At 70.2% G+C, this 25,227-nt stretch carries 25 protein-coding genes and 2 tRNA genes; 8 read left to right on the top strand and 19 right to left on the bottom strand.

The features are described from left to right. Positions 1-63: 63 nt before the first annotated feature. A tRNA-OTHER gene (locus tag HAV40_RS24025) sits at positions 64-154 on the bottom strand. A gap of 191 nt (positions 155-345) precedes the next feature. Between HAV40_RS24025 and HAV40_RS24030 the strand changes: the two genes are divergently transcribed. Then, entirely contained in the window at positions 346-906 is a 561-nt protein-coding gene (locus HAV40_RS24030; RefSeq protein ID WP_166384915.1) for a GntR family transcriptional regulator, read from the top strand. Positions 907-911: 5 nt separating this feature from the next. Beyond that, a complete protein-coding gene (locus HAV40_RS24035) occupies positions 912-1,508 on the top strand; it encodes a GNAT family N-acetyltransferase (RefSeq protein ID WP_203671100.1) in 597 nt (198 codons plus the stop codon). A gap of 37 nt (positions 1,509-1,545) precedes the next feature. Here the strand turns inward: HAV40_RS24035 and HAV40_RS24040 are convergent, their stop codons facing one another. From HAV40_RS24040 to HAV40_RS24050, 3 genes are all read right to left on the bottom strand, one after another. Then, positions 1,546-2,508: a hypothetical protein gene (locus HAV40_RS24040; RefSeq protein WP_166384919.1), complete on the bottom strand. Its 963-nt coding sequence runs from the start codon at positions 2,506-2,508 to the stop codon at positions 1,546-1,548. Then, positions 2,505-3,101: a DUF6932 family protein gene (locus tag HAV40_RS24045; protein ID WP_166384921.1), complete on the bottom strand. Its 597-nt coding sequence runs from the start codon at positions 3,099-3,101 to the stop codon at positions 2,505-2,507. Before HAV40_RS24045 ends, HAV40_RS24040 begins: the two co-directional genes overlap by 4 nt. Positions 3,102-4,174: 1,073 nt before the next feature. Further along, positions 4,175-4,258 (bottom strand) — tRNA-Tyr (locus HAV40_RS24050). Between the two features lie 126 nt (positions 4,259-4,384). Between HAV40_RS24050 and HAV40_RS24055 the strand changes: the two genes are divergently transcribed. Beyond that, on the top strand, positions 4,385-4,879 hold the full coding sequence (locus HAV40_RS24055; protein WP_166384923.1) for a YajQ family cyclic di-GMP-binding protein: 495 nt from the start codon (positions 4,385-4,387) through the stop codon (positions 4,877-4,879). 76 nt (positions 4,880-4,955) lie between these two features. On the opposite strand, the gene HAV40_RS24060 is transcribed toward HAV40_RS24055, so the two are convergent. The 10 genes from HAV40_RS24060 to HAV40_RS24105 all read right to left on the bottom strand — a co-directional run bounded on the left by HAV40_RS24060 (position 4,956) and on the right by HAV40_RS24105 (position 14,831). Next, positions 4,956-5,675: a G5 domain-containing protein gene (locus HAV40_RS24060; RefSeq protein WP_239085913.1), complete on the bottom strand. Its 720-nt coding sequence runs from the start codon at positions 5,673-5,675 to the stop codon at positions 4,956-4,958. Between the two features lie 246 nt (positions 5,676-5,921). Beyond that, complete coding sequence (gene htpX, locus HAV40_RS24065) at positions 5,922-6,797, bottom strand: zinc metalloprotease HtpX (protein WP_166384925.1); 876 nt, start codon at positions 6,795-6,797, stop codon at positions 5,922-5,924. 209 nt (positions 6,798-7,006) lie between these two features. Beyond that, complete coding sequence (locus HAV40_RS24070) at positions 7,007-8,506, bottom strand: NADH-quinone oxidoreductase subunit N (protein ID WP_166384980.1); 1,500 nt, start codon at positions 8,504-8,506, stop codon at positions 7,007-7,009. Positions 8,507-8,517: 11 nt separating this feature from the next. Then, a complete protein-coding gene (locus HAV40_RS24075) occupies positions 8,518-10,011 on the bottom strand; it encodes a complex I subunit 4 family protein (RefSeq protein WP_166384927.1) in 1,494 nt (497 codons plus the stop codon). Between the two features lie 31 nt (positions 10,012-10,042). Continuing rightward, entirely contained in the window at positions 10,043-11,812 is a 1,770-nt protein-coding gene (locus tag HAV40_RS24080) for an NADH-quinone oxidoreductase subunit 5 family protein (protein ID WP_166384929.1), read from the bottom strand. After that, complete coding sequence (nuoK, locus tag HAV40_RS24085; RefSeq protein ID WP_166384982.1) at positions 11,809-12,171, bottom strand: NADH-quinone oxidoreductase subunit NuoK; 363 nt, start codon at positions 12,169-12,171, stop codon at positions 11,809-11,811. Before nuoK ends, HAV40_RS24080 begins: the two co-directional genes overlap by 4 nt. Beyond that, the gene (locus HAV40_RS24090) at positions 12,171-12,698 is read right to left on the bottom strand and encodes an NADH-quinone oxidoreductase subunit J family protein (RefSeq protein WP_166384931.1); all 528 of its coding nucleotides are present in this window, start codon (positions 12,696-12,698) and stop codon (positions 12,171-12,173) included. The genes nuoK and HAV40_RS24090 overlap by 1 nt, the downstream gene beginning before the upstream one ends. Further along, positions 12,695-13,204 (bottom strand): NuoI/complex I 23 kDa subunit family protein, encoded by a 510-nt coding sequence (locus HAV40_RS24095; protein WP_120317202.1) that lies wholly within the window; start codon positions 13,202-13,204, stop codon positions 12,695-12,697. The genes HAV40_RS24090 and HAV40_RS24095 overlap by 4 nt, the downstream gene beginning before the upstream one ends. A 42-nt stretch (positions 13,205-13,246) precedes the next feature. Beyond that, positions 13,247-14,203: a complex I subunit 1/NuoH family protein gene (locus HAV40_RS24100; RefSeq protein ID WP_166384935.1), complete on the bottom strand. Its 957-nt coding sequence runs from the start codon at positions 14,201-14,203 to the stop codon at positions 13,247-13,249. Positions 14,204-14,270: 67 nt separating this feature from the next. Further along, positions 14,271-14,831 carry an NADH-quinone oxidoreductase subunit C gene (locus HAV40_RS24105; RefSeq protein ID WP_166384937.1) on the bottom strand — a complete coding sequence of 187 codons (561 nt, stop codon included), beginning with the start codon at positions 14,829-14,831 and terminating at the stop codon, positions 14,271-14,273. Between the two features lie 131 nt (positions 14,832-14,962). Between HAV40_RS24105 and HAV40_RS24110 the strand changes: the two genes are divergently transcribed. Then, the gene (locus HAV40_RS24110; RefSeq protein WP_239085911.1) at positions 14,963-15,463 is read left to right on the top strand and encodes a SigE family RNA polymerase sigma factor; all 501 of its coding nucleotides are present in this window, start codon (positions 14,963-14,965) and stop codon (positions 15,461-15,463) included. Continuing rightward, a complete protein-coding gene (locus HAV40_RS24115) occupies positions 15,456-16,289 on the top strand; it encodes a hypothetical protein (RefSeq protein ID WP_166384939.1) in 834 nt (277 codons plus the stop codon). Before HAV40_RS24110 ends, HAV40_RS24115 begins: the two co-directional genes overlap by 8 nt. Positions 16,290-16,299: 10 nt before the next feature. On the opposite strand, the gene HAV40_RS24120 is transcribed toward HAV40_RS24115, so the two are convergent. The 4 genes from HAV40_RS24120 to HAV40_RS24135 are packed head-to-tail and all read right to left on the bottom strand — an operon-like array spanning position 16,300 to position 20,647. Next, positions 16,300-17,607 (bottom strand): DUF2252 domain-containing protein, encoded by a 1,308-nt coding sequence (locus HAV40_RS24120; RefSeq protein ID WP_166384941.1) that lies wholly within the window; start codon positions 17,605-17,607, stop codon positions 16,300-16,302. 52 nt (positions 17,608-17,659) lie between these two features. After that, positions 17,660-18,181: an NADH-quinone oxidoreductase subunit B gene (locus HAV40_RS24125; RefSeq protein WP_166384942.1), complete on the bottom strand. Its 522-nt coding sequence runs from the start codon at positions 18,179-18,181 to the stop codon at positions 17,660-17,662. 10 nt (positions 18,182-18,191) lie between these two features. Further along, entirely contained in the window at positions 18,192-19,217 is a 1,026-nt protein-coding gene (locus tag HAV40_RS24130) for a hypothetical protein (protein WP_166384943.1), read from the bottom strand. Between the two features lie 41 nt (positions 19,218-19,258). After that, positions 19,259-20,647: an MFS transporter gene (locus HAV40_RS24135; RefSeq protein WP_166384944.1), complete on the bottom strand. Its 1,389-nt coding sequence runs from the start codon at positions 20,645-20,647 to the stop codon at positions 19,259-19,261. A 97-nt stretch (positions 20,648-20,744) separates the two neighbouring features. On the opposite strand from HAV40_RS24135, the gene HAV40_RS24140 reads away from it, so the two are divergent. Next, positions 20,745-22,079, top strand: coding sequence for a gamma-glutamyltransferase (locus HAV40_RS24140; RefSeq protein WP_308441001.1), 1,335 nt, complete (start codon positions 20,745-20,747; stop codon positions 22,077-22,079). Positions 22,080-22,101: 22 nt separating this feature from the next. Here the strand turns inward: HAV40_RS24140 and HAV40_RS24145 are convergent, their stop codons facing one another. Next, a complete protein-coding gene (locus HAV40_RS24145; RefSeq protein WP_166384946.1) occupies positions 22,102-22,395 on the bottom strand; it encodes an MGMT family protein in 294 nt (97 codons plus the stop codon). A 142-nt stretch (positions 22,396-22,537) separates the two neighbouring features. Here HAV40_RS24145 and proB point away from each other — a divergent pair, with 142 nt between their 5' ends. Both proB and HAV40_RS24155 read left to right on the top strand, forming a co-directional pair. Beyond that, positions 22,538-23,647 (top strand): glutamate 5-kinase, encoded by a 1,110-nt coding sequence (proB, locus tag HAV40_RS24150; RefSeq protein ID WP_166384947.1) that lies wholly within the window; start codon positions 22,538-22,540, stop codon positions 23,645-23,647. A 62-nt stretch (positions 23,648-23,709) separates the two neighbouring features. Then, positions 23,710-25,005, top strand: coding sequence for a glutamate-5-semialdehyde dehydrogenase (locus tag HAV40_RS24155; RefSeq protein ID WP_275413450.1), 1,296 nt, complete (start codon positions 23,710-23,712; stop codon positions 25,003-25,005). Positions 25,006-25,227: the final 222 nt, after the last annotated feature.

Raw genomic sequence — 25,227 nt, forward strand, 5'->3', positions numbered from 1 at the left:
GGCACTCGACACCGGTACGGACGAGCCCCTGACCGGTTTTCCGGTCAGGGGCTCGGGTGCTGTTGGTGGCAGGTAGAGGATTCGAACCTCTGAAGCTTTCGCGACGGATTTACAGTCCGTGCGCCAGATATCGCGTGAACTGCCCATACTTGCCGGAGTCGGTCCCATCCCCCACGTATTCCCCGGATCTTGGACAGAACGAGGGCGTGCAGAGCTGGGTCCCTAGGATCTGGTCACCGATGCCACGCCTAGCTGCCCCGCGACGCAACTGGGTTGAGCGGGGAGGCCGATGTATCAAGGCATCCAATCCGGGTCATTGTGGTGGGCGATGTACGACGAGCCCAAGTGATTGAGCTGGAGCTTGAACCTCAGCAGCGGCTGCCAGGTCTTGCGGTGGGCGAGTTTTGCCTCAACCTCAACTTCCTGAGGCTCGGAAGCTGGCAAGAATGGCGGCTTGTCGCGGCCGAACTCGATGAACTTCTGGCCGTGCAGCCCGAGCCTGCTACTGCTGAGGTCGCCAAGTGGCTTGGTGTGCCGGAAGGAGCTGCCGTGCTAGCCCGGCGGCGTCTCATGTTGGTCGATGAGGAGCCGTATCAGCTGGGAGACAGCTACTACCCGCATGACCTCGTGGCGGATACCCCGATCGCGGTTGCCGAGCCCGTCGAGGAGGGTGTGCTAGCCGTCCTGGAGCGAGTTCACGGCCAGCCCATCTCCTACTTCATTGATGAGCTGAGCTTCCGTATGCCGACGCCGGACGAGGCGTCAATACTGCGGCTTGATCCCGGTGTGAGCGTGGTACGCGTCGTGCGCATCGCCTACGACCGCGACGACAAGCCGCTGGAGGCCTTCGATCAGCTTCTCGCGGGGGACAAGCACGTCCTGGTGTACGAGGTGTCGGCTGAATGAGTCCGATGGAGATCACAGCATCGGTCCTCGAAGGTCAGCTAATTAGGCTGGAACCGCTTGCCCTTGAGCACCTTGACGCCTTAGCCGCGGCCGCAGCTTCGGCAGAGGTCTGGACCTACCTTGACGAGGCCACGCCCGACGTCGACGGGGTCGCATCGCTCATCGCGGAAGCGCTAGAGGAGCAGGACCAGGGCATGCGCATGCCCTACGCCATCGTTGAGCGCCAGACCGGTGCAGTAATCGGGAGCATCAGTTTCATCGACATCCAGCGTAAGCACCGAGGCGTCGAGATCGGCTGGGCATGGGTAACGCCCAGCAGGTGGCGCACTGGTGCTGCGCGTGAGGCTTCTTACCTGCTGATGCGCTACGCCTTCGAGGTGGCCGGCGCGATCCGCGTGGTCTTCAAGACAGACAGCCGGAACGAACGCTCTCAGCGCGCCATCGAGGCTCTGGGCGCGACGCGTGAGGGAATCTTCAGAAGCCATCGCATCCTGCGTGACGGATACGTTCGCGACTCCGTGTACTACAGCGTCATAGCCGAGGAGTGGCCCGGCGTTCGCCGCGCTCTGGACCCACGCAGCCCAGAAATCAGAGCTGCGTAACACCCGCCCTAACGTCCCCCAGCAGAGCTGCTCGCGATCAGAACAGCTGGTTCGGCCGCACGTGGCTAACGTATATGAGCTTCGACTTGGTCTGTATGCCTAGGGAGTTGACCTCGTGGACTTCCTCGGCCAGGACGGTCACGGGTTCCCCGAAGGGCAGGTTAAGCCTCAGCACACCTTCGTCCCCTTCAACCGTGATGTCGACCTTGCGCGCGGAGCCGGGTTTGATCGTGAAAGTGTTCAACGACATCCCAACAATGCGCCCTGAAAACTCTTTCGGGCTGACAACCTCATGCGTGTCCCACAGTCGGCGCACGTAGGCACGACCGCGCTCTGTCAGCTGCGACCTGCGATTCCGTCCGTCGCCTGCACGCCAACGCAGATCGAGCGAGAGATTGTGTTTGTCTAGCACCTTCACTAGTCCATGCAGAGCCTTTAGAACCGGTTCCGAAGGATTCTCCTGGTTCTTCCCCCGTCGACCTGCGTCCCTCCCTGAGGCTACGAACCTTTGTAGCTCGTTCTGTTCGGCATACTGGTGCAGCGAGTTTAGGCACTCAAGCAGTCCGTCAACGGGGTCCGCCACGAGGTCTGGCAGTGCTCCATCCTCCGCATCGTCCAGCTCTGGGAGGCTGGGAGCGAGATGAAGAACGACGCTTCCCGGCGAGACCCCTACCAGCGCAAAAGTCGGAGCGACCGGCATGCCCAAGAACACGGCTGCGCTGGAGACCTCAGCGCCGAACTCCTCGTACACCTCATTGGTGATGGTGAAGTCGAGCGTTCCGAGTTCAGCGCTCTGACCAGACAGGCGTAGGTCGAGCGTTCGGTCTAGCCGTTGGCCAGGGTGATACTCCTGGAGAGCTTCGAAGAGGTGCCGGTCGAAGACCTCCGTCAGATCAACTTGATCCTCAGGTGTCGCGTCAGCTCCGAGGTCCGCCCACAGGGCATCGAGCGACTGCACATCATGACCGAAATACCGGCCTGCGTCGTCGCACGTGCTCACGGGATCACCTCCAGATAGCCGCGTCTCCACGAACCAGTCTCCATCGTCGGCTCAGACTTCGCTTCCCCGTCCCGTCTCGCTCGTAACCACCAGTCGTCCATAGAACCTCGGAACGCAGCGTAAGCGCGCTGGTCAAGCGTGTAGTTCGCGCTACGCATCATGTCCCAGGGGCTGCGGAACCATCGATACTTAAGGATGGTAGGCGTTACTCCGAGCCTGCGGGTCATCGATTCCCGTTTCGCAAGCTCGCTCAGCTGTGACTTGATGCCGCACTTGTCGCATTCATCCAACGTGTCGCCGTTTGCGATGATAGTTAGGTCAACGTTCGAAGGGCTGTCTTTGGCGCTGATGAAGCTACCGCCGAGCCACACCGACATAAGAATGGTGCGACCGTCTAGCACAGCAGCCGCTTTGTCCTCCACTCGTCGCCAGAGCGCGAGGTAGCTCGTAAGCCCCTGCCACAGAGCCTCACGAGTGGACGAGTTCGCGAACACATCATCATCAACGAAGCGGCGGCGCACATCGTCCAGAGTCACCGTGTACCGACCGATGGGCAGATGCCCCCGCTCGTCTAGGGGTGGGATGGGCGACATTTACAGCACGATACCGAGCGATAACGCATCGCGGTGTCCCTCGTCTGTCGGACGCCAGACAGTCCCATCGGCCCCGCACCTCGATCGATCCACCAACACGCCTGACCGTCTCGCTCTACCTTCGACGCCTCTCAGCCATCGGCATGTGTCGAAACTTTCCCTACGAGGTCAAGGCGGCGCTGAAGCGCCGCGCCGGGTCCGGGCACTGGGCCTCGGCGCTCTGCCTCCGGCCGCGCCAGGCCCGCGCCCGACCCGGCAGCCAGCAGCTACGCCATTTCTCGACTGAGCAGATCGACTTTGCCGAAGGCGAAGAGTTGCCGCAGGTCAGCTAGGCGATCAATGCATCTGGTGATCACCTGTCGGCGCGTTGGCGACACTGGCTAGCATCTGCGAAGGCCGCCGAAAGCCGATCGCGGCCTACCAACTTCAGCCGAAGGCACAAAATGAGACCATCCGGCAGGACCAAGGCGATCTTGTATTTCGTCGGCGGACTTGTAGCGATCGCCTTGCTCATGTTCAGCACGGTGACGAAGATCGAATTTGGGAACTGGTTCGGGGCGGCGGTGAACGCGTTATGGGCGCTGCTACTCCTTGCCGGCTATGTGTTCATAGCGGTGAAGTCTCGGAAGCGCCAGCGAAGCTCGGGCCAGCAAGAACCTTGAGTTCGAGGGCCGCTGGACTATCTGACCGCTGCTCCCGCCGCCGTCACCTCCGAACACCTGATGTCTCCAAGGTCAAAGTCAACCTCTCAACCTCGGGCTCCGGGGAGTCGCACCCCGCCCACCATCGACCCGGGCGAAGCCTTCATGATCTCCGGCCGTGGTCAAGGTCGTTCAGTCGTGGAGTGCTCCACCTTGACCACGGCCGGAGATCATGACCACGGGGTGCGGGCCGACGGCAGACGGGGAACTAGGTGCCACCTGATCTTTAAAACCACGGACACGCGCGGCTAGCGTGTTCCCCCTATGTTCCCCAGCACCGCCGTAGACGGCCGGACTCAGCCGGACACACCTGGCCCCCAAACGAAACGCGGCCCCGACCGGTCTTGCTGGTCAGAGCCGCGTTTTTGCTGCTGGTGGCGGGTAGAGGATTCGAACCTCTGAAGCTTTCGCGACGGATTTACAGTCCGCTCCCATTGGCCGCTCGGGCAACCCGCCTGGTACAGCGTTGCCAGCACCGCAGAGCGATGTTGGCTCGCTAAGGATAGCGGTACGTCCGGGGCGATGTGCAACGGGGTTGGACCATGAGCGCGGCGCGCGGCCGGATCTGCTAAAACGGTACGCATGGCAGCTAACCCGTCGTTCGACATCGTCAGCAAGGTTGATCGGCAGGAGGTGGACAACGCGCTTCACCAGGCCGAGAAGGAACTGGGGACGCGGTTCGACTTCCGTGACACGGGAGCATCCATCGCCTGGGCAGGTGAGGAGGGCGTGACCGTCCAGGCCAGCACCGAGGACCGGGCGAAGGCCGCCCTCGACGTCTTCAAGGAGAAGCTGGTCAAGCGCAACATCTCGCTGAAGTCGCTGGACGCGGGCGAGCCGAAGTCCTCCGGCAAGATCTACAAGATCGACTGCAAGATCATCCAGGGTATCGACCAGGAGAAGGCCAAGGCCATCTCGAAGAAGATCCGCGACGAGGGCCCCAAGGGCGTGCAGGCGCAGATCCAGGGCGACCAGCTCCGGGTGACCGGCAAGAAGAAGGACGACCTGCAGGAGGTCATCGCCCTGCTCAAGGGAGGCGACTTCGACGTCGCCCTCCAGTTCACGAATTACCGCTGACGCTCACCCGAGCAGAGCCCGGCCCCGCACGGTCGCCCTCCGGCGACGGTACGGGGCCAAAACACTGTTGAGGGCCTCACTCGCAGCCGACGCCGTCGCCGTTGCCGTCGAGCCCATAGGGGTCACTGCCCTTGATATAAACAGGCCCCTCGACATAGGCCGGACCATCTCCGCTACCACCAGCACAGTCGACGTCAGAAGCGATCGGCACGCAGGCTCCGGTGTAGCTCGGATGGCAAGACGGCTTCTTCGTGCCGACCAGGATGACCTCGGTGACGGGCTGCTTGGTGATCTCCTCGCGGACCTGCACGCGGGAGGTCTCCACCCCGTCGGTCACGGTCACCTCGTAGGTGACCTTCTTGGTCCCGTTCACGCCCTGGGTCCGTACCTTGTTCTTGCCCTTGGCCAGGGTGGAGTCGTTGACCCGCTTCACGCCGTGCGCGATGGTCTTGGTCTCGGTCACGGTGCGCTTCTCGACGACGGGCCCGGTCAGGGTGGGCTCGACGACGGGCTCAGCGGACGGCGAGACGGTGAGGCCCTCCGCCGCCGCACCTTTGGTCGGCAGCGCGCTGGGCCGCGCTGCGGCAGCCGCGGCGGGACTCGCCTTAGGGTCCGGCGAGCCGCCGAGCGCCCCGATCAGGGTGGAGCCTCCGCAGCAGGCCAGAACTATGCTCATGAGACCGCCGCCGACAAAGAGGGCGGCTTTCTGCGCGGGACCGAGACTTGCCAGGAAGCCGGTCTTGGGGGCGGGCTGCCAGGGGACGGTGTGGGGGTTTCCCGGCGTGTGGTTCGTCATCGGAGGAATCATTCCGGGCAGCACTCATCGCCGTAAGCGCTCGACTGGTCACGCTTCGCCACTGCCGAGCAGGCCTTCGCCGCCACCTGTCGGACGGCCATGGCCTGCCTGAAACGTTCCCGTAATCGTCCGGAGCGAAGTTACGACCGCGTGAACCGCCTCCATGCGTGTTCGCCCGATTCCCCGGTCGGACGAAGCGGTACGAAAAAGGGCCCCGCCGGTTGGCGGGGCCCTTCGTATGGAGCGTCAGCGCATGTGCTGGACGGGGCCGGAGCTGGCGGCCATGGCCTCCAGCCGCCGGACCCGCTCCTCCATCGGCGGGTGCGTGGAGAACAGCGACGCGATGCCGCCGCCCTTCAGCGGGTTGTCGATCATCAGGTGGGCGGAGCTGGCGAGCTGGCCCTCGGCGGGCAGCGGCATCTGCTGTACACCCATGTGGATCTTCTTGAGGGCGCTGGCCAGGGCCAGCGGATCGTTGGTGAGCTTCGCGCCCGAGGCGTCGGCCTGGAACTCGCGGCTGCGGCTGATGGCGAGCTGGATGATCGTGGCGGCCAGCGGGCCGAGGATCAGCATCATCATCAGGGCCAGCGGGTTGGGGCCGTCCTCGTCGTCGCCGCCCAGCGGGATGAACCAGGCGAGGTTGGCCAGCATCGTGATGATGCCCGCCAGCGCACCGGCGACGCTGGAGATGAGGATGTCGCGGTTGTAGACGTGCGACAGCTCGTGGCCGATGACGGCGCGCAGCTCGCGGTAGTCGAGGATGCGGGTGATGCCCTCGGTCACGGCGACCGCGGCGTGCTGCGGGTTGCGGCCGGTGGCGAAGGCGTTGGGCTGCATGGTGGGGCTGACGTACAGGCGGGGCATGGGCTGTCCGGCCTGCTGGGCGAGCTCCCGCACCATCTGGTAGAGCTGGGGGAATTCGGACTCGCTGACCGGTTGGGCGCGCATAGAGCGCAGTGCGAGTTTGTCCGAGAAGAAGTAGCTCACACCGTTCATGAGCAGCGCCACGATGACGGCGATGAACAGGCCCGCGCTGCCGCCGAACCAGTAGCCGATGCCGAGGATGAGCGCTGAGAGCAGGCCCAGCAGGGCCGCCGTCTTCAAGCCGTTGTGGCTGTGCATGCCTTCCCTCCACGAGTGGCGCGAGTGATCCACCCGCGCATCAACTGCAACCACTACTCCTGCCACCCACGTTCCCCCGCAGCCCTGTGAACATGCTGAAATTCGCCTGACCTGCGGCACGCAGCAGCGCAAGATCGCCGTTTGGTGTCAGAAAGTGCGGTCTGACCAGAGGTTTTGACCCCAAACGGCGATCTTGGTCTTGAAGCGGGTCAGCGCCAGGCGGAGACGGCGGTGTAGACGAGTTGGGGGTCCACGGTGAGCAGCAGGCCGGCGGCGATGGCCAGGCCGAGCGCTGCGGCCGGGGCCCATGGGACGCGGGTGGCCGGGGCGAGGTCGGGGGCCGCGCGGTAGAGGGCGGCGATCGGGCGCCAGTACACGGCGAGGCCGACGACCGAGATGAGGGCGACGAGCACGGCAAGGCGGTAGGAGTCGACCCGCAGGAGGGCCTGGATCACTGTGATCTTGGCGAACAGGCCCGCCAGCATCGGGGGTAGTCCGGCGAGGCCGACGAGGGCGAAGGTCAGCGCGGCGGCACGCCACGGCGCGGTCCGGCCCAGGCCGCGCAGGTCCTCCAGGGTGCCGCCGTCGGGCGCCTCGGGGCGCAGGGCCACCACGGCGCTGAACGCGGCCAACTCCAGGACCAGGAAGAAGACGGTGTACTCAAGCGCCGCGTCGAGCAGCCCGTCGGCCTGCCCGGCCAGGGCCAGTCCGGTGAGCCCGCCCAGCGGCGCGAGGATGAACCCGGCCTGCGCGATCGACGACCAGGCGAGCAGGCGTACGGTGCGGCGCTGGCGTAGCGCGACCAGGGTGCCGACGAGCATCGACAGGGCGGCCAGGACGGCAAGGGTGATACCCGCGGTGATGAACATGCTGCGGTCGTCGCCTGCCGCGCCGGTGGCCAGCACGCCGTCGACGACGATCAGGATCGCCACGACGCCGCCGAGCTTGGAGGCGGTGGACAGGAACGCGGCGACGGGCACCGGCGCGCCCTCGTACGTCGCCGGGGCCCAGGCGTGCAGGGGTGCGGCGGCGACCTTGAAGCCCAGGCCGACCAGGATCAGCGCCAGGCCGGTGAGCGCCACGGGGCGCCACTCGCCGGTGGCGAACAGCGGGGCGGAGACCAGCCCGCGCAGTTGCACGGTGCCCGAGGCGAGGTAGAGCAGCGCCGCGCCGAGCAGGGAGACGGCGGTGGCGGCGACGCTGTTGACGAAGAACGTCACCGCGGCCGCCGCGGCCTCCCCGGCGCGCCGCCGGTGCAGCGCCACCAGGGCGTACAGCGGGATGGTCAGCGTCTCCAGGGCCACGATCAGGGTGATCAGGTCTCCGGCGGCGGCCAGGGCCACGCCGCCGGTCATCGCGCACGCGAACAGGAACACAGTCTCGCCCGCAGGGGCGTCGCCGCGGCGCAGGGCCGGGGCGTAGAGCAGTAGGGCCCCGACGGTCAGTGCCGCGATCAGCACCGATACGAGGCGGGCTCGGGAGTCGAAGACCAGCGCGCAGTCCACCGGCATGATCGCGTCGCTGCCGGGGGCCGCGAGCCCGGCGCAGAAGGTGCCGATCTGGCGCGGCTCGGTCAGCGCCGCGGTGACCGCGGTGGCAACCGCGCCGAGCAGGCCGACGCCGAGCGGCCAGCGCCAGCGCGGTTGCGTGACCAGGTCGACGACCAGCACCGCGAGCGCGGTTCCGGCGGCGACCAGCAGGGGCAGCATCAGGGCGAGGTTCACGGCGTCATCGGTCCCGTCGTCAGGGCGGCCACCGCTCCGGCCGACAGGCCCAGCACCAGCATCGGCAGGACGCCGAGCAGCAGCGCGAGGGCCACCAGCGGCGACCAGGCGACCAGTTCGGGGAGTCTGGCCTCGGGCGCGCCCACCAGCGTCGCGGCCTGCGGGCCGTGGCTGACCCGGCGCAGCAGCCGCAGCAGGTAGGCCGCGGTCAGCGCGCCGCCGATCGCGGCCAGCACCGCCAGCACCGTCCACAGCGTGCCGTCGCGGCGTACGGCGGCGACGACGGCGAACGCCTCGCCCCAGAACCCGGCGAGGCCGGGCAGGCCGAGGCTGCCCAGCGCGGCGAAACCGAGCACCCCGGCCAGCCACGGCTGGCGCTCGCGCAGCCCGCCGAGGTCGGCGAGCAGGCCGGTGTGGGCGCGGTCCTTGATGGCTCCGGCGAGGAAGAACAGCAGGCCGGTGAGCAGGCCGTGGGCGATGTTGCCGATGAGCGCGGCCTGCAGCCCGATCTCGTTGAGGGTGGCGATGCCGAGCAGCACGAAGCCCATGTGGCCGACGGAGGAGTACGCGATGAGGCGTTTGACCTCGACCTGGGACAGGCAGACCAGCGACCCGATGATGATCGCCGCGACGGCGAGCACGCCCAGCGCGGGCGCGAACGCCGCGGCGCCCTCGGGCGTGATCCCGACCCCGACCCGGATCAGCCCGTACGTGCCCATCTTCAGCAGCACCCCGGCCAGGATGACACTGCCGACCGTGGGCGCTTCGGTGTGCGCGTCGGGCAGCCAGGTGTGCAGCGGCCACAGCGGGCTCTTGATCGCGAACGCGACCGCGAACAGCCCGAAGATCCACAGCTGGGCGTCGTGGGACAGCCGCCCGGAGTCGGCGGTCAGCACGCCGATGTCGGCGGTGCCAGTCTGCGTCACCACCGCGACGACGCCGATCAGCAGCAGGACCGACCCGGCCAGGGTGTACAGCGCGAACTTCAGCGCCGCCGCCCGCCGGGCGGGCCCGCCCCAGCCCGCGATGACCGCCGCCATCGGCAGCAGCACCACCTCGAAGGCGAGGAAGAACAGCACCAGGTTCTGGGCGAGGAAGGTGCCCAGGATGCCCACCTCGATGACCAGCAGCAGCGCGGCGAGCTGGTGGGCCCGCTCGGGCCGCTGCCACACCAGGTAGCCGCAGCACAGCACGGTCAGCAGCGCGGTGAGCACGACCAGGGGGTACGAGATGCCGTCGACGCCTAGGTGCAGGTTCAGGTGCAGATCTGGCACCCAGGCCCAGTCGACCTCGTGCCACAGCGCGGAGGAGCGCCCGACCGGTCTTGCGATCCCCCGGTCGAGGATCAGCGGCACCGTCAGCAGCAGGGTAAGCACGGCGGCGGTGCTCGCCACGACGGTGCCCGCCCGGCCGCGCACCAGCAGCGCGGCGATCGCGCCGAGCAGCGGCACGGCCAGCGACCCGGCCAGCAGCAATGCGGAAGTGTTCATGCCGCCACCTCAAGCCGTACGAAGTCCCGGTTCATGCGAACACCACCGCGGTCACCGTCACCAGCACCGCTCCGATCAGCACCCCGGCCAGCGCCCGGGGCAGGGTCGCGCGGTGCCAGGCGGCGAGCCCGGCCCCGGCTCCGGTGGTCGCCCGGCCGAGGCCGTTGACCGCGCCGTCCACACCGGACACGTCGACGAAGGTGACCGCGCGCGACAGCGCGCGGACGGGGCGTACGACCAGGCGGTCCTGCACCGTGTCCAGGCCGAGGCCGCTCGCCAGGAACGGCCCGGCCTTGCCGAGCACCGCGGCCGGGTCGCCGCTGTCCGCCCGCCGCCAGCCCCACCACGCGGCTGCCACGCCGAGCACGGCGAGCGCCAGCGGCAGCACCAGTTCGACGCCCAGGTGGGCCAGTTCGTAGTCGGCGACCAGCGCGCCGATGCCCAGCCCGGCCGCGGGCACGGCGAGCAGCAGCAGCGGGGCCAGCATGGTCCAGCCGGGCTCGTGGCCGTGCACCGAGGCGTCGCGGGCGGGGCCGAAGAAGGTGAGCAGCCACAGGCGGGTGGAGTACCAGGCGGTCAGCGCGACGCCGAGCAGCGCGACCAGCCACAGCGCGGGCTGGGTGTGCAGCGCGCCGACGACGGCCTCCTTGCTGAAGAAGCCGGTGAACGGCGGCAGGCCGATCAGCGCGCCGAGGCCGATCGTCATGGTCCAGAAGGTGACCGGCATGTCCTTGCGCAGGCCGCCCATGCGCGACATCAGGTTGCTGCCCACCGCGTGGATCACCGATCCGGCGCACAGGAACAGCAGCGCCTTGAACGCGGCGTGGGCCAGCAGGTGGAACAGCGCCGCGTCGACGGCCTTCGCGGACAGCGCGGCCATCATGTAGCCGAGCTGCGAGACGGTCGACCAGGCGAGCACCCGTTTGATGTCGTCGGCGGCGGTCGCGGCGAGCGCGCCGAGCAGCAGGGTGACTCCGGCCATCGCCGCCATCACGGCCAGCGCGGTCGGGGAGGCCGCGAAAACAGGGAAAAGCCGGGCCACCACGTACACGCCGGCGGCGACCATGGTGGCGGCGTGGATGAGCGCGGAGATCGGCGTCGGGCCGGCCATCGCGTCGGGCAGCCAGGTGTGCAGCGGGAACTGGGCGCTCTTGCCGGCGACCCCGGCCAGCAGTAGCAGCGCCGCCGCCGTCACCGTCGCGCCGCTCATCGACGGCACCGCGGCCAGCACGTCGGTGATCCGGAAGCTGCCCGCGGTGACGCCCAGCAGCACGATGCCCAGCAGGAAGCCGACGTCACCGACGCGGGTGACCAGGAACGCCTTGACCGCCGCGGCGGGCGCTTCGGGCAGCGTGCGGTCGTGCGCGATGAGCAGGTACGAGCAGGCGCCCATCACCTCCCAGCCGATCAGCAGGGAGATCAGGTCGCCGGAGAACACCACGGTCAGCATCGCGCCGGTGAAGATCGAGATCTGCGCGGCGTACGGCCCGTAGCGCCCGTCCCCCGCCAGGTAACCGACGGAGTAGACCTGCACGCACAGCGCGACCACCGTGACGGCCAGGGACATCAGCAGTGCCCGGGTGTCCACCAGCGCCGTCAGCGTCACGCCGAGGTCGCCGAAGCGGGCCCAGGTCGACGAGAACTGCCCGCGCGTGCCGACGGCCAGCAGCAGCACCGTCAGCACCAGGCTGACCGCCGCCCCGGCGATGCCCAGGCCCGCGCCGAGCGGCCGGTTGCGCATCGGCAGCAGCAGCCCGGCCAGCCCGCACACCAGGGGGGCCAGCACCAGTGTCGCGATCATGCCTGCTCCCCGTCGGACGCTCCGGCGAGCGCGGGTTCACCGGCCGGTGTGGCGGCGCGCGGTTCGTCGTCGAGCGCCACCTGATCGGTGTTGATGTCCTGGCGCAGCCGGAACAGCCGCAGCACCAGCGCCAGGCCGACGCCGACCTCGGCCGCCGCGATCACGATCACGAACAGCGCGAACACCTGGCCGGTCACCCGCTCGCGCATGGTGTCGCCGGTGACCAGGATCAGGTTCACCGCGTTGAGCATCAGCTCGACCGACATCAGCACCAGCACCGCGTTGCGCCGCCGCAGCACGCCGTACGCGCCGAGGCCGAACAGCAGCGCCGCGGTCACCAGCGGGATCACCGGCCGGATCATCGGCTGCTCCCCTGCGCGACGGGGGTCTCCTGGGGCGCGGACGGGCGCGACAGCACGATCGCGCCGACCAGGGCGGCCAGCAGCAGGATCGACAGCACCTCGAACGGCAGCACCCAGTCGCCGAAGACGGCGTCGCCGATGCGCTCGGCCGTGCCGACCGCCGGGGACGGGACCTGGAACTGCCCGAACACGCCGACGAACAGGGCCGCCAGGCCGAGTCCGGCCGCCGCGCCGACCAGCACGGCGGGCAGCGCGGGGCGATCCAGGTCGGTGCTGGGGCCGATCGGCGCGCGGGTCAGCATGACCGCGAACAGCAGCAGCACGACCACCGCGCCGACGTAGATGAGCACCTGCACCCAGGCCGCGAACTCGGCACCCAGCAGCAGGAACTCCACCGCGACGGCGCCCAGCGCGACGACCAGCCACAGTCCGGCCCGTACCAGCTGCCTGGTGCTCACGACCGCGACCCCGCCCGCGACCGCGACCAGGCCGACGACCGCGAGCAGCACGTCCTGCAGGGTCACGAGGCGCTCGCGCGCTTGGCCACGGCGGTCTCCTCCTTCGACGGCTCGCCGAGCGGATCGTGCGGGGGCGGCGGCGGCACGGTGGCCATCCACTCGCCCAGCCGGTCCTTGTCGTGCATCAGGTCCCGGATGTCGTACTCGGCGTACTCGAACTCCGGCGACCAGTACAGGGCGTCGAACGGGCACACCTCGATGCAGATGCCGCAGTACATGCACAGCGAGAAGTCGATGTCGAACCGGTCGAGGACGTTGCGCTGCCGCGGGCGCGCCGCGCCGGGCACCACGACCTCCTCCTTGTGCGAGTCGATGTAGATGCACCAGTCCGGGCACTCCCGCGAGCACAGCATGCACACCGTGCAGTTCTCCTCGCGCAGGGCGATCACGCCCCGGGAGCGCGGCGGCAGCTCGGGTGCCACGTCCGGATACTGCTGCGTCGTCGACGGGGTCACCAGGGTCTTCAGCGTGACCGCGAGGCCCTTGCCCAGTCCCGCGCCGGGAATGCTCATGGCTTCCATCCTGCCGTGTAGGGGGTCGGCACGCGAGCGCCGTCAGCTCAGCGCCACGCGCACGCCGGCGGTCAGCACCAGCTGGGCCAGCGCCAGGGGCACCAGGACCAGCCAGCACAGGCGCTGGAGCTGGTCCTCGCGCAGCCGGGGCCAGGCGACCCGCAGCCAGATCACGACGAACGCCACCGCGCCGGTCTTGAGCAGCATCCACAGCCAGCCCACCGACTCGGCCCACGGGCCGTGCCAGCCGCCGAGGAACAGCGCCGCGGTCAGCGACGAGATCACCACGATGCCGACGTACTCGGCGAGCAGGAAGAACGCGAAGCGCAGGCCGGTGTACTCGGTCATGTAGCCGAAGACCAGTTCGGAGTCGGCGATCGGCATGTCGAACGGGGGGCGGCGGATCTCAGCCAGCCCCGACACGAAGAAGACGATCGTCGCGGGCAGCTGCCACAGCAGCCACCAGGGCTGCCAGGCGGCCACGATGCCGGGCAGGCTGAGGGTGCCCGCGGCCATCGCGACGCTGGCCGCCGACAGCACGAACGGCAGCTCGTACCCGAGCAGCTGCGCCGCCGCCCGCAGGCCGCCGAGCAGCGAGTACTTGTTCGCCGAGGCCCACGCCGCCATCAGCACCGCGACCACGCCGACGCCGACCACGGCCAGCACGAAGAACAGCCCCACGTCGAGCTGCTGCCCGACCAGGTCACCCGGCCCGAGCGGGATGACCAGCAGCACCAGCAGGTACGGCAGTAGCGCCACGGCGGGCGCGAGCCGGAACACGGGACCGTCCGCGGCACGCGGGGTCACGTCCTCCTTCTGCGCGAACTTGACGCCGTCGGCGATCAGCTGCGCCCAGCCGTGGAACGCGCCCGCGTACATCGGACCCAGCCGGGCCTGCATGTGCGCCATCACCTTGTGCTCGGTCTGCCCGACGATCAGCGGCAGCGTCAGGAACGCCACCGCCACCAGCCCGACCCTCAACACCACTTCCCAGGTCATGCCGTCGCTCCGCTCCGCTGCGCGCCGACATGGCCCAGAGAACGCCTGATTCGCTCGCCTCGCTCGCTCATGCCGTCGGCCCCCACTCCCCCGGCGCGGGCACGCCCGGCGGGCGGATGGCCTGGCGCTTGGAGCCGGTCTCGGACTCGCCCGGTTCCTTGGCTCCCGGCCACGGCTTGGCGACCCGGCTGGCCAGCACGAAGCTCTTGCGCAGCGGGTGGCCCTCGAACTCGGGCGGCAGCAGCAGCGGTTCCAGCGGGCCGGGGAAGCCGATGCCGAACATCTCGTACGTCTCCCGCTCGTGCCAGGCCGCGCCCGGGTACACGCCGACGGCGGACTCCAGCGTGGCCCCGTCCACCGGCACCCGGGTGCGCAGCAGCACCCCGTGCCGCTCGGCCGTCGACCACACGTGCGCGACGACGTCGTAGCCCGCTGCCAGCTCGTCCACGGCCGACAGCCAGTCGAAGAAGTCGCAGCCCAGCTCGTCGCGCGCGGCGGTCAGCGCGGGCAGCCAGGATCCGGTGGGCACGTCGACGACCGCGCGCGCGTACGGGCCGCCGCCCGACACGCCCGCCTCCGCGCCTGCCACGGACCCGGCCAGGCGCGCTCCGATCTCCTCCGGCGTCATGCCCGGCATCCTATGCCCGCGACGGCCCGCCACGCCCCACCTCACCGGCCACGGCTGCCCCGATGGCACTACAGCAGTGTTGATCGCACCCGCTATGCTGCGGCGGATTTCCGACACCTCTGGAGCTGCCCGTGAACGAACACCGCGAATTCGCGGAGTTCTACAGCGCGTCGTTCCAGAAGCTCGCCGCCGCGCTGTACGTGTACACCGGGGATCTGCCCGAGGCCCAGGACGTGGTGCAGGAAGCCATGATCCGGGCACTGTCGCGATGGTCGACGGTGTCCACGTACGACGAGCCCGCCGCGTGGGTGCGCCGGGTCGCCTGGAACATCGCGACCAGCCGCTGGCGGCGGGTGCGGCGCGGCTTCGAGCTGGCCTCCCGGGGGCACCGCGAGGAGCTCTCGCCGGGTCCGGAACCTGACCGGGTGGCCATCGTCACGGCACTTTCCGACCTGCCCACCCGCCAACGGCAGGCGGTGATCCTGCACTATCTGGAGGATCTGCCGATCGCGGAGATCGCTGCGATGATCGGCGTGGCCGAGGGAACGGTCAAGTCCTGGCTGCACCGAGCCCGGACCACCCTCGCCGACCGGCTGTCCGAGCTGGCCCCGGAGGAGGTCGACCGTGTCTGACGACCTGCGCCGCCTGCTCGCCGACGCCAGCCGGGCCGCGTCGCCGTACGTGCGCCCGCCGGGCCACGAAGCCGCCCGGCGCACCCTGCGACGCCGCCGGGTCACCCGGGTGTCCGGGCTGGCCGTGGTGCTCACGCTGGCCCTCGTGCTCGGCACGAACCTCATCCCGCAGTCCACGTCGCCGGTGCCGCCGCTGCTGCCGACCCCGTCCACGGGACCCACCGCCGACCCGTCCGCCTCGCCGTCCTGGCCCGCACCGACGCCGACGACCACGCCGTCGCCGGTGCTCACGCCCTCGACGGGCGCAGGCGCCACGCCGTCACCCGGGGCGCTGCCCAGCGGCACGCCACGGCCGACCGGGCAGCCGGTGGCGAACCCGGATCCCAGCCCGAGCCCGAGTCCGTCCCCGTCGCCCTCACCGCCGCCGGAGCCCGCCTGCGTGGACCTCGTGATCCCGCAGATCACCAACGCGACGACGCCCGCACCCGCCACGATGACGTTCAGCATCGCCCCGGCCGACCTGGACCGGCTCTGCGAGGGCTGGCAGATCCACGTGAGCTGGGCGGCCTACCGCACGTATGACGCGGAGACCCAGATGTACACCAGCGGTGGCGACTTCGTGCTCACCGCCGCGTCGCCGACCCGGACCGGCCGGCTGTGGAGTGAGTACGGCTGCACCGGCGACCGCTACTTCTCCTTCGGCAGCCTCCCCACCCTGCCCGACACGTTCCCCCGAGGCGAGCACCTGGACCTGCCGTCGTGGGCGCCGGGCCGCACCACCGGCGTCTTCCTGCGCCACTACCTGGTGCCGCAGCCGGGCTGCTGAGCCCGCGCCGTCATACGCCCGGGATCGCGCCGTTGCGGAACAGGTCGACGAAGAGCTGGTGGTCGCCGCGGGCCTGGGCGCCGTACGCGTGCGCGAACGCGACCAGGCCGCCGACGAACCCGGTCTCGTCGCGGTCGAGTTCGGCCACGATCGCCTCCTCGGTGGAGAAGTCGACCAGGTCGTGGCTGGACTCGTCGTCGGCGACCGAGTGCATGCGGGCCACCGCCCGGCCCAGCTCACGCACCACGCTGACCAGTTCGTCGGGTTCGTTGACGTCGGACCAGTCCAGGTCGGCGGCGTACGGCGACACTTCGGCGACCAGCTGACCGACCCCGTCCAGCGCGGTGTAGCCCAGCCACGCGTCGGCGGCTGCCTGCAGGGCCCGCTGCGACTCGGCGGTGCGGTGGCCCTGGTGCACGAAGTAGCCGCGCACCCGGGCGTCGTCGATGTGCCGGGCGACCGCCGGGGTCTGCGCCTGCTTCATGTAGACGACGACGTCGTTCTCCAGCGCCTGGGTGTGCCCCTCCAGTAGCAGGCTGTACGACGGCAGCCCGGCCGAGCCGATGCCCACGCCCTTGCGCAGCACCACGTCCTTGATGGTGCGCTCGATCCCGGTGTGGCCGTTGTGCGCGTGGTACGGGTTCAGCGTGCCGAGGTAGCCGCGGAACGCCTCCTCGACGGCGGCCCTGGTCGGCGCGTCGATCTGGTAGACGCCGTCGCGTTCGGCGAAGCGGCGCTCGTACCGGTCGATGACGGTCATGCCCTGCAGCAGGTCGACCCGCGTGTTGAGGCGGGCCTGCTGGAGCACCCGGTGCAGCGGGCCGGTGGTGGTGGACAGGGTCAGCGAGCCGATGGCGTCGTCGCCGCCGAGCGCGATGGCCCGCAGCTCGGCCAGGTACGACGCGGCGAAGTCCTGGATCAGGTAGCCGATGGTCTCGTCCGACAGCGCCTTGGCGTAGCCGAGCAGCGCGATGCTGGCGCACAGCCGCCGCAGGTCCCACAGGAACGGGCCGACGTACGCCTCGTCGAAGTCGTTGACGTTGAAGACCAGCACGCCCTCGGCGTTCATGTAGGTGCCGAAGTTCTCCGCGTGCAGGTCGCCGTGGATCCACACCCGGCTGGTCTGCGGGGTCAGGAAGGTGTCGTCGGCGTACTGCCCGTTCATGTCGGCGTAGAACAGCGCGGCGCTGCCGCGGTAGAACGCGAACGCGCTGGACGCCATCTTGCGGAACTTTCGCCGGAACGCGGCGGGCTCGGCCCTCATCAGCGGGCCGAACTCGGTGACCAGCACGTCCAGGATCTGTTCGGAACGCGTCATGGTGTGGACGCTAACCCGTGATCGCAACCGGGCGCGGCACAAACCTGACAGGTCAGGCCGGTGGTGCCACGATCGGGGCGGTCAGCGCGGCCGGGTCCGGGCGGTGTACGCCGCCGAAGCCGGACTGCTCCGCGGCGATCTTCTCCTGCAGGCGCAGGATGCCGTGCAGCAGTGCTTCGGGCCGCGGCGGGCAGCCGGGCACGTACACGTCCACCGGGATGATCTGGTCCACGCCCTTGGTCACCGAGTACGAGTCCCAGTAGGGCCCGCCGCAGTTGCTGCACGCGCCGAAGGAGATGACGTACTTGGGCTCGGGCATCTGGTCGTACAGCCGCTTGATGGCCGGGGCCATCTTGTCGGTGACCGTGCCCGACACGACCATCAGGTCGGCCTGGCGGGGGCCGTGCGCGAACGGGATGACGCCCAGCCGCATGAAGTCGTGCCGCCCCATGCTGCTGGCGATGAACTCGATCGCGCAGCAGGCCAGCCCGAAGTTGAACACCCACAGCGAGTAGCGCCGACCCCAGTTCAGCACGAACTTGATCGGATCTCCGAGCACCGAGGGCAGGGCCATACGCGTCAGCCTAGACCGCCGCGGTGGGCGGGACGTAGCCCAACCACGCCTCGACCTCTTCCTGGGTCAGGATGCGGTCGACGCGCACCTGCGCGGTGATCGGGAAACGCCGTCCCGGCCGCCAGTGCCGGCTGTAGCGGGCGTCGTCGAGCACCAGGATGCGCGAGCCGCTGACCACCGCGATGTCGGCCGGACCGGCCTCGTTGCGCATGGTCGCGCCGGTCGCGTCGGTGAGGTGGAAGCTGTCGTCCACGTGCTCCAGCACGGTGCCGTCGGGCCCGTGCTGGAACGCGCTGACCCAGCGTGCGTCGGGCCGCTTGCCCTGCACCAGGCCCGCCCCGATCAGCGCGTCGGCCAGCAGGGTCTGCAGCTGGAAGTTGTCGGCGACGCCGCTGATGTACACCATCGCCCCGCGCCGGGTCGGCCGGTGCAGCACCAGCAGGTGCTCGTCGACGATGCGCAGCGCCAGGATGAGCCGCATGAACGCGGGGGCGGCCGAGTGCAGCGGGTCGACCTGCGCGGTCCACGCGGCCCGGTCGCCGAGCTGCGCCCGCGCCTCGGCGTGGTGCAGGCATGCCACCGCGGCCAGCGCCCAGTGCGGCGCGTCGCGCCACGCCGCGACCAGCGGCATCGCCCGGTCCGGACCGAGCTGTGCGGCCAGCAGGCCGGTCGCCATGGTGATGTCCAGCTGGGTGCGCTCGGGCAGCGACCGTCCGCCGCCGTACGCCATCCAGGCGTCGATGAACGCGTGGGTGCCGGTCAGCGCACTGCCCAGGCGCTCCAGCACGATCCTGGTCAGCGGGCCGGGTGACCCGCCGAGCTCGACCAGCGCACCGGCGGCCGTGGCCGCGGTGGCCGCGACGAACGGGATCGGCGCCGCCCCGATGGCCGGGGCCAGATGGGTCACCGCCGGGGTCAGCTCGTGCGCCGGGGCCAGGCGGGCCGCCTGCACCAGCGGTGCCACCGCGGCCAGCGCGGAGTTCACGTCCTGGCCGAGGATGAGCTGGTGGAACCGCTGAACCTGCTGCACGAACATGTGGCGTGCACCCTCCCCTGAGGTCATGACACAACGTGGAGCTACCTGGCCGGAGCCACCTCGGGCAGCGGGTCGGCGAGGTCGTTGACCGCCGGGTCGCCACCGAGGTCGTACCCCCGCAGCAGCACCAGCGCGATGCCCACGATAAGACCCGGCACCACGGTGAACCCGAGCAGTACTCCCGTCTTCGCCAGATCGCTCTGCGCGACCGTCTCACCTGCGGTGGTGGAGATGTAGCCGAACAGCTGGAGCACGACGCCGAAGATGAACGGCCCGAGCGCCAGACCCAGGGTCTCCCCCGCCGTCCACACGCCGGTGAACACGCCCGCCTGCCGCTTGCCGGTGCGCGCGGTGTCGTACGCGATGCAGTCGGGCAGCATCGACAGGCCGAACAGCTGCTGCCCGGCGTAGCCGAAGCCCATCAGCGCGATGATCGAGTAGATCGCCCAGTGCGGCAGCAGCGGGGCGGCCGACAGCCCGAGCGTCGCCACGGTGAGCGTGATCGAGGCGACCACGTAGCCCTTGAGCTTGCCCAGGCGCTCGCCGACGCGCCGCCACAGCGGCATCACGAACAGGGCCGGGCTGACCACGACCACGAACAGCGCGGTGGTGGTGCCCGCGTCGCCGAGCACGTGCTTGGCGAAGTACTCGACGCCGCCGAGCATGCAGGCCACTCCGGTCGACTGGGCCACGAAGCAGGCCACCAGCACCCGGAACGGCCGGTTGGCGGCGACGACCTTGAGCTGGGCGCGCAGCGACGGCTCGCTCGCGGTGATCGCGCCGGTCGGGGCGGAGCGGGTGCTCACGAACACGATCAGCGTGCCCGCCACCATGATCGTCGCGACGAACAGCGCCATCCAGCGGTAGCCGGGCAGGCCGCCGCCCATCGCGTCGCGGATGATCGGAGCCATCGCGCCGGACACCAGGATCGAGGTGGCCAGCAGCGCGACCCGCCAGGTCATCAGCCGGGTGCGCTCGGAGTAGGAGCTGGTCATCTCGGCGGGCATGGCCACGTAGGGCACCTGGAAGAACGCGAACGCGGTGGCCGTCAGCAGGAACATCACCGCGACGTACAGGCCCGCCTGGCCGCCGTCGCCGAACGGCGCCATGAACAGCAGCGCGAACAGCACGGCCATGCCGAGGCCGGCGAAGAGCAGGTAGGGGCGGCGGGCACCCCAGCGCGTCTGGGTGCGGTCCGAGATGCGGCCCACCACGGGGTTGAGCATGACGTCCCAGGCCTTGGGCAGCAGCACCAGCAGGCCCGCCAGGCCAGCCGCGACACCTAGGGTGTCGGTCAGGTACGGCAGCAGCAACAGGCCAGGGACGGTGCCGAAAGCACCGGTCACCAGGGAGCCGAGCGAATATCCGACTCGCACACGAGTGGGAAGCGCTTCGTCCGGGGCCTCCATCACCTCCACACTGGATGTCATGAGCGCGGATGGTACGGGAGGCGAGTGAATGCTGGTACCTGCCGGTGTGGCAGCGGGCCATCCGGCCACCGCTGATGTAGGCCTTCGGGTACTGCGGATGGGCGGAACGGCCGCCGACGCGGCGGTCGCCGCGACGCTGGCCGCCTGCGTGGCTGAGACGATCTTCACGGGCCTGGGCGGCGGCGGATACGCCACGTACTTCGAAGCTTCGACGGGGCGGGTCACCTGCCTTGATTTCTTCGTCGCGATGCCCGGCCTGGATGGGGATCGTAAGGCTGAGCCCATGAGACCGATCGCCGTCCGGTTCGGTGAGGTGCCGCTGCCCTACGAGATCGGCGGCGCGTCGGTCGCGGTGCCCGGCCTACCCGCCGGATGTGGCGAGATTCACTCACGTTGGGGTGCCCTGTCCTGGGCCGATGTCGTCGCACCCGCCGCCGAGCTGGCCCGCGCCGGAGTGGCCATGCCGGTGGCGCACGCGGTCACGCTGCCCTCCCTGATCGAGGCCATGCTGCCCGGCCAGGGCGGCTCCGCGTACGCCCCCGGCGGCCGCCTGCTGCAGGGCGGGGACCGGCTGTTCCATGCCGGGCTGGCCGACGCGCTCGACATCCTCGCCGCCGACGGCCCCGGCACCTGCTACACGGGCAAGCTCGGCGCGGCGGTCGTGGAGTCGGTACGCGCCGACGGCGGGGCGCTCGGGCCACTCGACCTGTCCGCGTACCAGGTGCTCGAACGAGCCGTGAACAGCGCCGAGCTGGGCGGGAGCACCGTGCTCGGCCGGGCCGACCTCAACCGCACCGTGCAGACCCTGCGCGCGCTGCCCCCCGACCTCGCGGACCTGCCCCACCCCGAACGCGCCGTGGTGCTGGCCGACGCGCTCGACGTACGCGGCCCCGACGACCGGCTCGGCGACACCACCAACGTCACCGCCGTCGACGACGCGGGCAACGCCTGCGTCATCACCACCACGCTCGGCCTGGGCTCCGGTGTCTGGCTGCCCGGCCTGGGCGTGCACCTCAACTCGATGCTCGGTGAGGGCGAGCTGTACTCCGGCGAGCTGGCCCCCGGCGAGCGCCTGGCCTCGATGATGTGCCCGCTCGTGGTGCTCGGCCCCGGCGGCGCGCTCCGGCTGGCCATCGGCTCCGCCGGAGCCTCCCGGATCCGCTCGGCCCTGCTGCGCACCCTGGTCGGCGTGCTGATCGACGACCTGCCCACCCGCGACGCCGTACGCGCCCCCCGCCTGCATCCCGTAGACGACGTCGTCCACGTCGAGCCCCACTTCCCCGTCCCCGAGGAGATGGCCCTCGCCGACTCCGGCTATACCGTCAACCGCTGGGCCGCCCGCAGCCACTACTTCGGAGGCGTCTCCGCCATCGGCACCACCGGCGCCTCCGGCGACCCCCGCCGCGGCGGCACCGCCCGCCTCCTGGGTTGACCTTGCCGCGGGTGGGCCGCGGTCAGTTGATCGCGGTGGGGGCGACGCGGTCGCCGCGGAAGGGGACGCCCTCGGCGGTCAGGCGGCGGCGGGCCTCGTTCTCGTGGCCGGGGGGCAGGCGGCCGCCCGCGCCGACGACCCGGTGCCAGGGCACCCCGCCGCCGTGCCGGGCCATGATCGTGCCGACGCGGCGGGCCGAGTTGCGCCCCGACTCGTCCGCCAGGGCGTCGGCGATCGCACCGTAGGTCATCACCCGGCCGGAGGGAATCCGCTCGACCATCCGCAGCACCGCTTCGGTGTACTCCTCCGGCGTCATGCGGGTCAGGCTAGTTGACCACGGCCCCGGGGCGGTGACACGCCGTCGAGCACGTCCACCCGTTCATGATCAACGCGGTAGGGCGCGCCAGCAGGTGAGATGGGTGCGCGAGCAGGAGCGGTGCGGGTGGTGGAATGGGCGGATGCGTGGTGTGGTCACCCGGGCTCGGCGGGTCGTGGTGAAGGTGGGGTCGTCGTCGTTGACGACCGCCACCGGTGGGCTGGATCCGGAGCGGCTGGCGGGGCTCGTCGGGGCCCTGTGCAGCGTGGACGGGGAGCGGCGACGGGAGGTGGTGCTGGTGTCGTCGGGGGCGATCGCGGCGGGGCTGGCGCCGCTGGGGTTGACGCGGCGGCCACGCGACCTGGCCACCCAGCAGGCGGCGGCGAGCGTGGGCCAGGGGCGGCTGATGCACGCGTACACCGAGGAGTTCGGGCGGCACGGGCGGACCGTGGGGCAGGTGCTGCTGACCGTCGATGACGTGACGCGGCGGGCGCACTACCGCAACGCGCACCGTACGCTGCGCAAACTGCTCGACATGCAGGCTGTGCCGATCATCAACGAGAACGACACCGTGGCCACCGAGGAGATCCGGTTCGGCGACAACGACCGGCTCGCCGCGCTGGTCGCCGCGCTCGTCCAGGCCGACCTGCTGGTGCTGCTGTCGGACGTCGACGCGCTCTACACCGGCCACCCGTCGGCTCCCGGATCGCGGAAGGTCGACGAGGTCACCGACTTCGCGCAGCTCGCCGAGGTGTCGGTCGGCGGCGTCGGCAGCGGGCTGGGCACCGGCGGCATGGTCACCAAGGTCGAGGCGGCCCGCATCGCGACCGACGCGGGCATCCCGGTGGTGCTGACCGCTGCCCCGCTGGCCGCCGCCGCCCTGTCCGGCGAGGCGGTGGGCACGCTGTTCCACGCCGCGGGCGTACGCGCGACCGCCCGACTGCACTGGCTCGCCCACGCCACCACGGCCCGCGGCCGCCTGCACCTGGACGCGGGCGCGGTCACCGCCGTCGTGGACCGCCGCGCCTCCCTGCTCCCGGCCGGCATCACCCGCGTCGACGGCGCCTTCACCGCCGGCGACCCCGTCGACCTCGTCGACGTCACCGGTCACCCGGTAGCCCGCGGCCTGGTCAACTACGACGCCCTCGAACTCCCCGGCCTCCTCGGCCGCTCCACCGGCGAACTGGCCGCCACCCTCGGCCCCGCCTACGAACGCGAGGTCATCCACCGCGACGACCTCGTCCTCCTCTAAGGAAGGGCACCTTCCTAACGCTGTGCGTGGTGGAAGGGCACCTTCTTAACACTGCCTGCTGGCTGAGCTGTGGTCATGCGAAGCCGGGCACTCACTGGAAGGCTGGAAACGACATGAGCGTCATCGAGCAGGCGACACGAGCCCGCGAGGCGGCACAGGTGCTGGCCACGGCCTCGCGCAGGGCCAAGGACGCCGGGCTGGTGGCGATGGCCGACGCGCTCACGGCGCGTACCCCCGAGATCCTGGAGGCCAACGGCCTGGACGTCGCGACGGCGCGCGAGCAGGGCACCCCCGAGTCGACCGTGGACCGGCTCGCGCTCGACGCGTCCCGGCTGGCCGGGATGGCCGACGGCCTGCGCCAGATCGCGGGCCTGCCGGACCCGGTCGGCGAGGTCGTCCGCGGCGGCACGCTGCCCAACGGCCTGCAGGTGCGCCAGCTACGGGTGCCGTTCGGCGTGGTCGGCATCATCTACGAGGCCCGTCCCAACGTCACCGCCGACGCCGCCGGGCTGACCCTCAAGTCGGGCAACGCGGTGCTGCTGCGCGGCTCCGGCTCGGCGGCCCGCTCCAACGCTGCGATCGTCGCCGTACTGCGCGACGCGCTGCTCGCGGCCGGACTGCCCGCCGACGCGGTGCAGCTGGTCGACGCGACCACCCGCGACACGGTCAAGGAGCTGATGCGCGCCCGCGGCCTGGTCGACGTGCTGATCCCGCGCGGCGGGGCATCGCTGATCCGCACCGTCGTCGAGGAGTCCTCGGTGCCGGTGATCGAGACCGGCGTCGGCAACTGCCACCTCTACGTCGACGAGTCCGCCGACCTGGACATGGCGCTGACCATCCTGCTCAACGCGAAGGTGCAGCGGCCCTCGGTGTGTAACGCGGCCGAATCGCTGCTGGTGCACGCGGCGGTCGCGGACGCGTTCCTGCCCGTGGCCCTGGCCGCGCTGCGCGAGCACGGCGTGACGGTGCACGGCTCCCCCGAGGTCGCCGCGTACGCCGACGACGTCGTGCCCGCCACCGAGGCCGACTGGGACACCGAGTACCTGGCCCTGGAGCTGTCCGCGCGCGTGGTGCCGTCGCTGGACGAGGCGGTCGCGCACATCCGGCGGCACGGCTCCGGCCACTCCGAGGCGATCATCACGTCCTCACTGCCCGCCGCGAACCGCTTCGCCGCCCAGGTCGACGCCGCCGCAGTCCTGGTCAACGCCTCGACCCGCTTCGTCGACGGCGGCGAACTCGGCTTCGGCGCGGAGATCGGCATCTCCACCCAGAAACTCCACGCCCGCGGCCCCATGGGCCTACCCGAACTGACCAGCACCAAATACGTCATCACCGGCGAAGGCCACATCCGCCCCTAACCCCACCCCACCCCTGCGCCGCCCAAGCCCCCCTCACCTGGCGCAACTCTTAAAGACTTGCGGCCTCAGAGCGCATCTGAGGCCGCAAGTCTTTAAGAGGGTGACTGGTTCAGATCGGTGAGGTTGTATCCGTTTTGGGTGCGGGATCGCGCCAAGACGGGACAGCTTCACCGGTCAACCGCCTGCTCATGGTGCCGATCATCGCCCAGTGGATCAGCGAAG

This window comes from Catellatospora methionotrophica, from assembly GCF_011297335.1.
In the GTDB taxonomy this organism is placed as follows: Bacteria; Actinomycetota; Actinomycetes; order Mycobacteriales; family Micromonosporaceae; genus Catellatospora; species Catellatospora methionotrophica.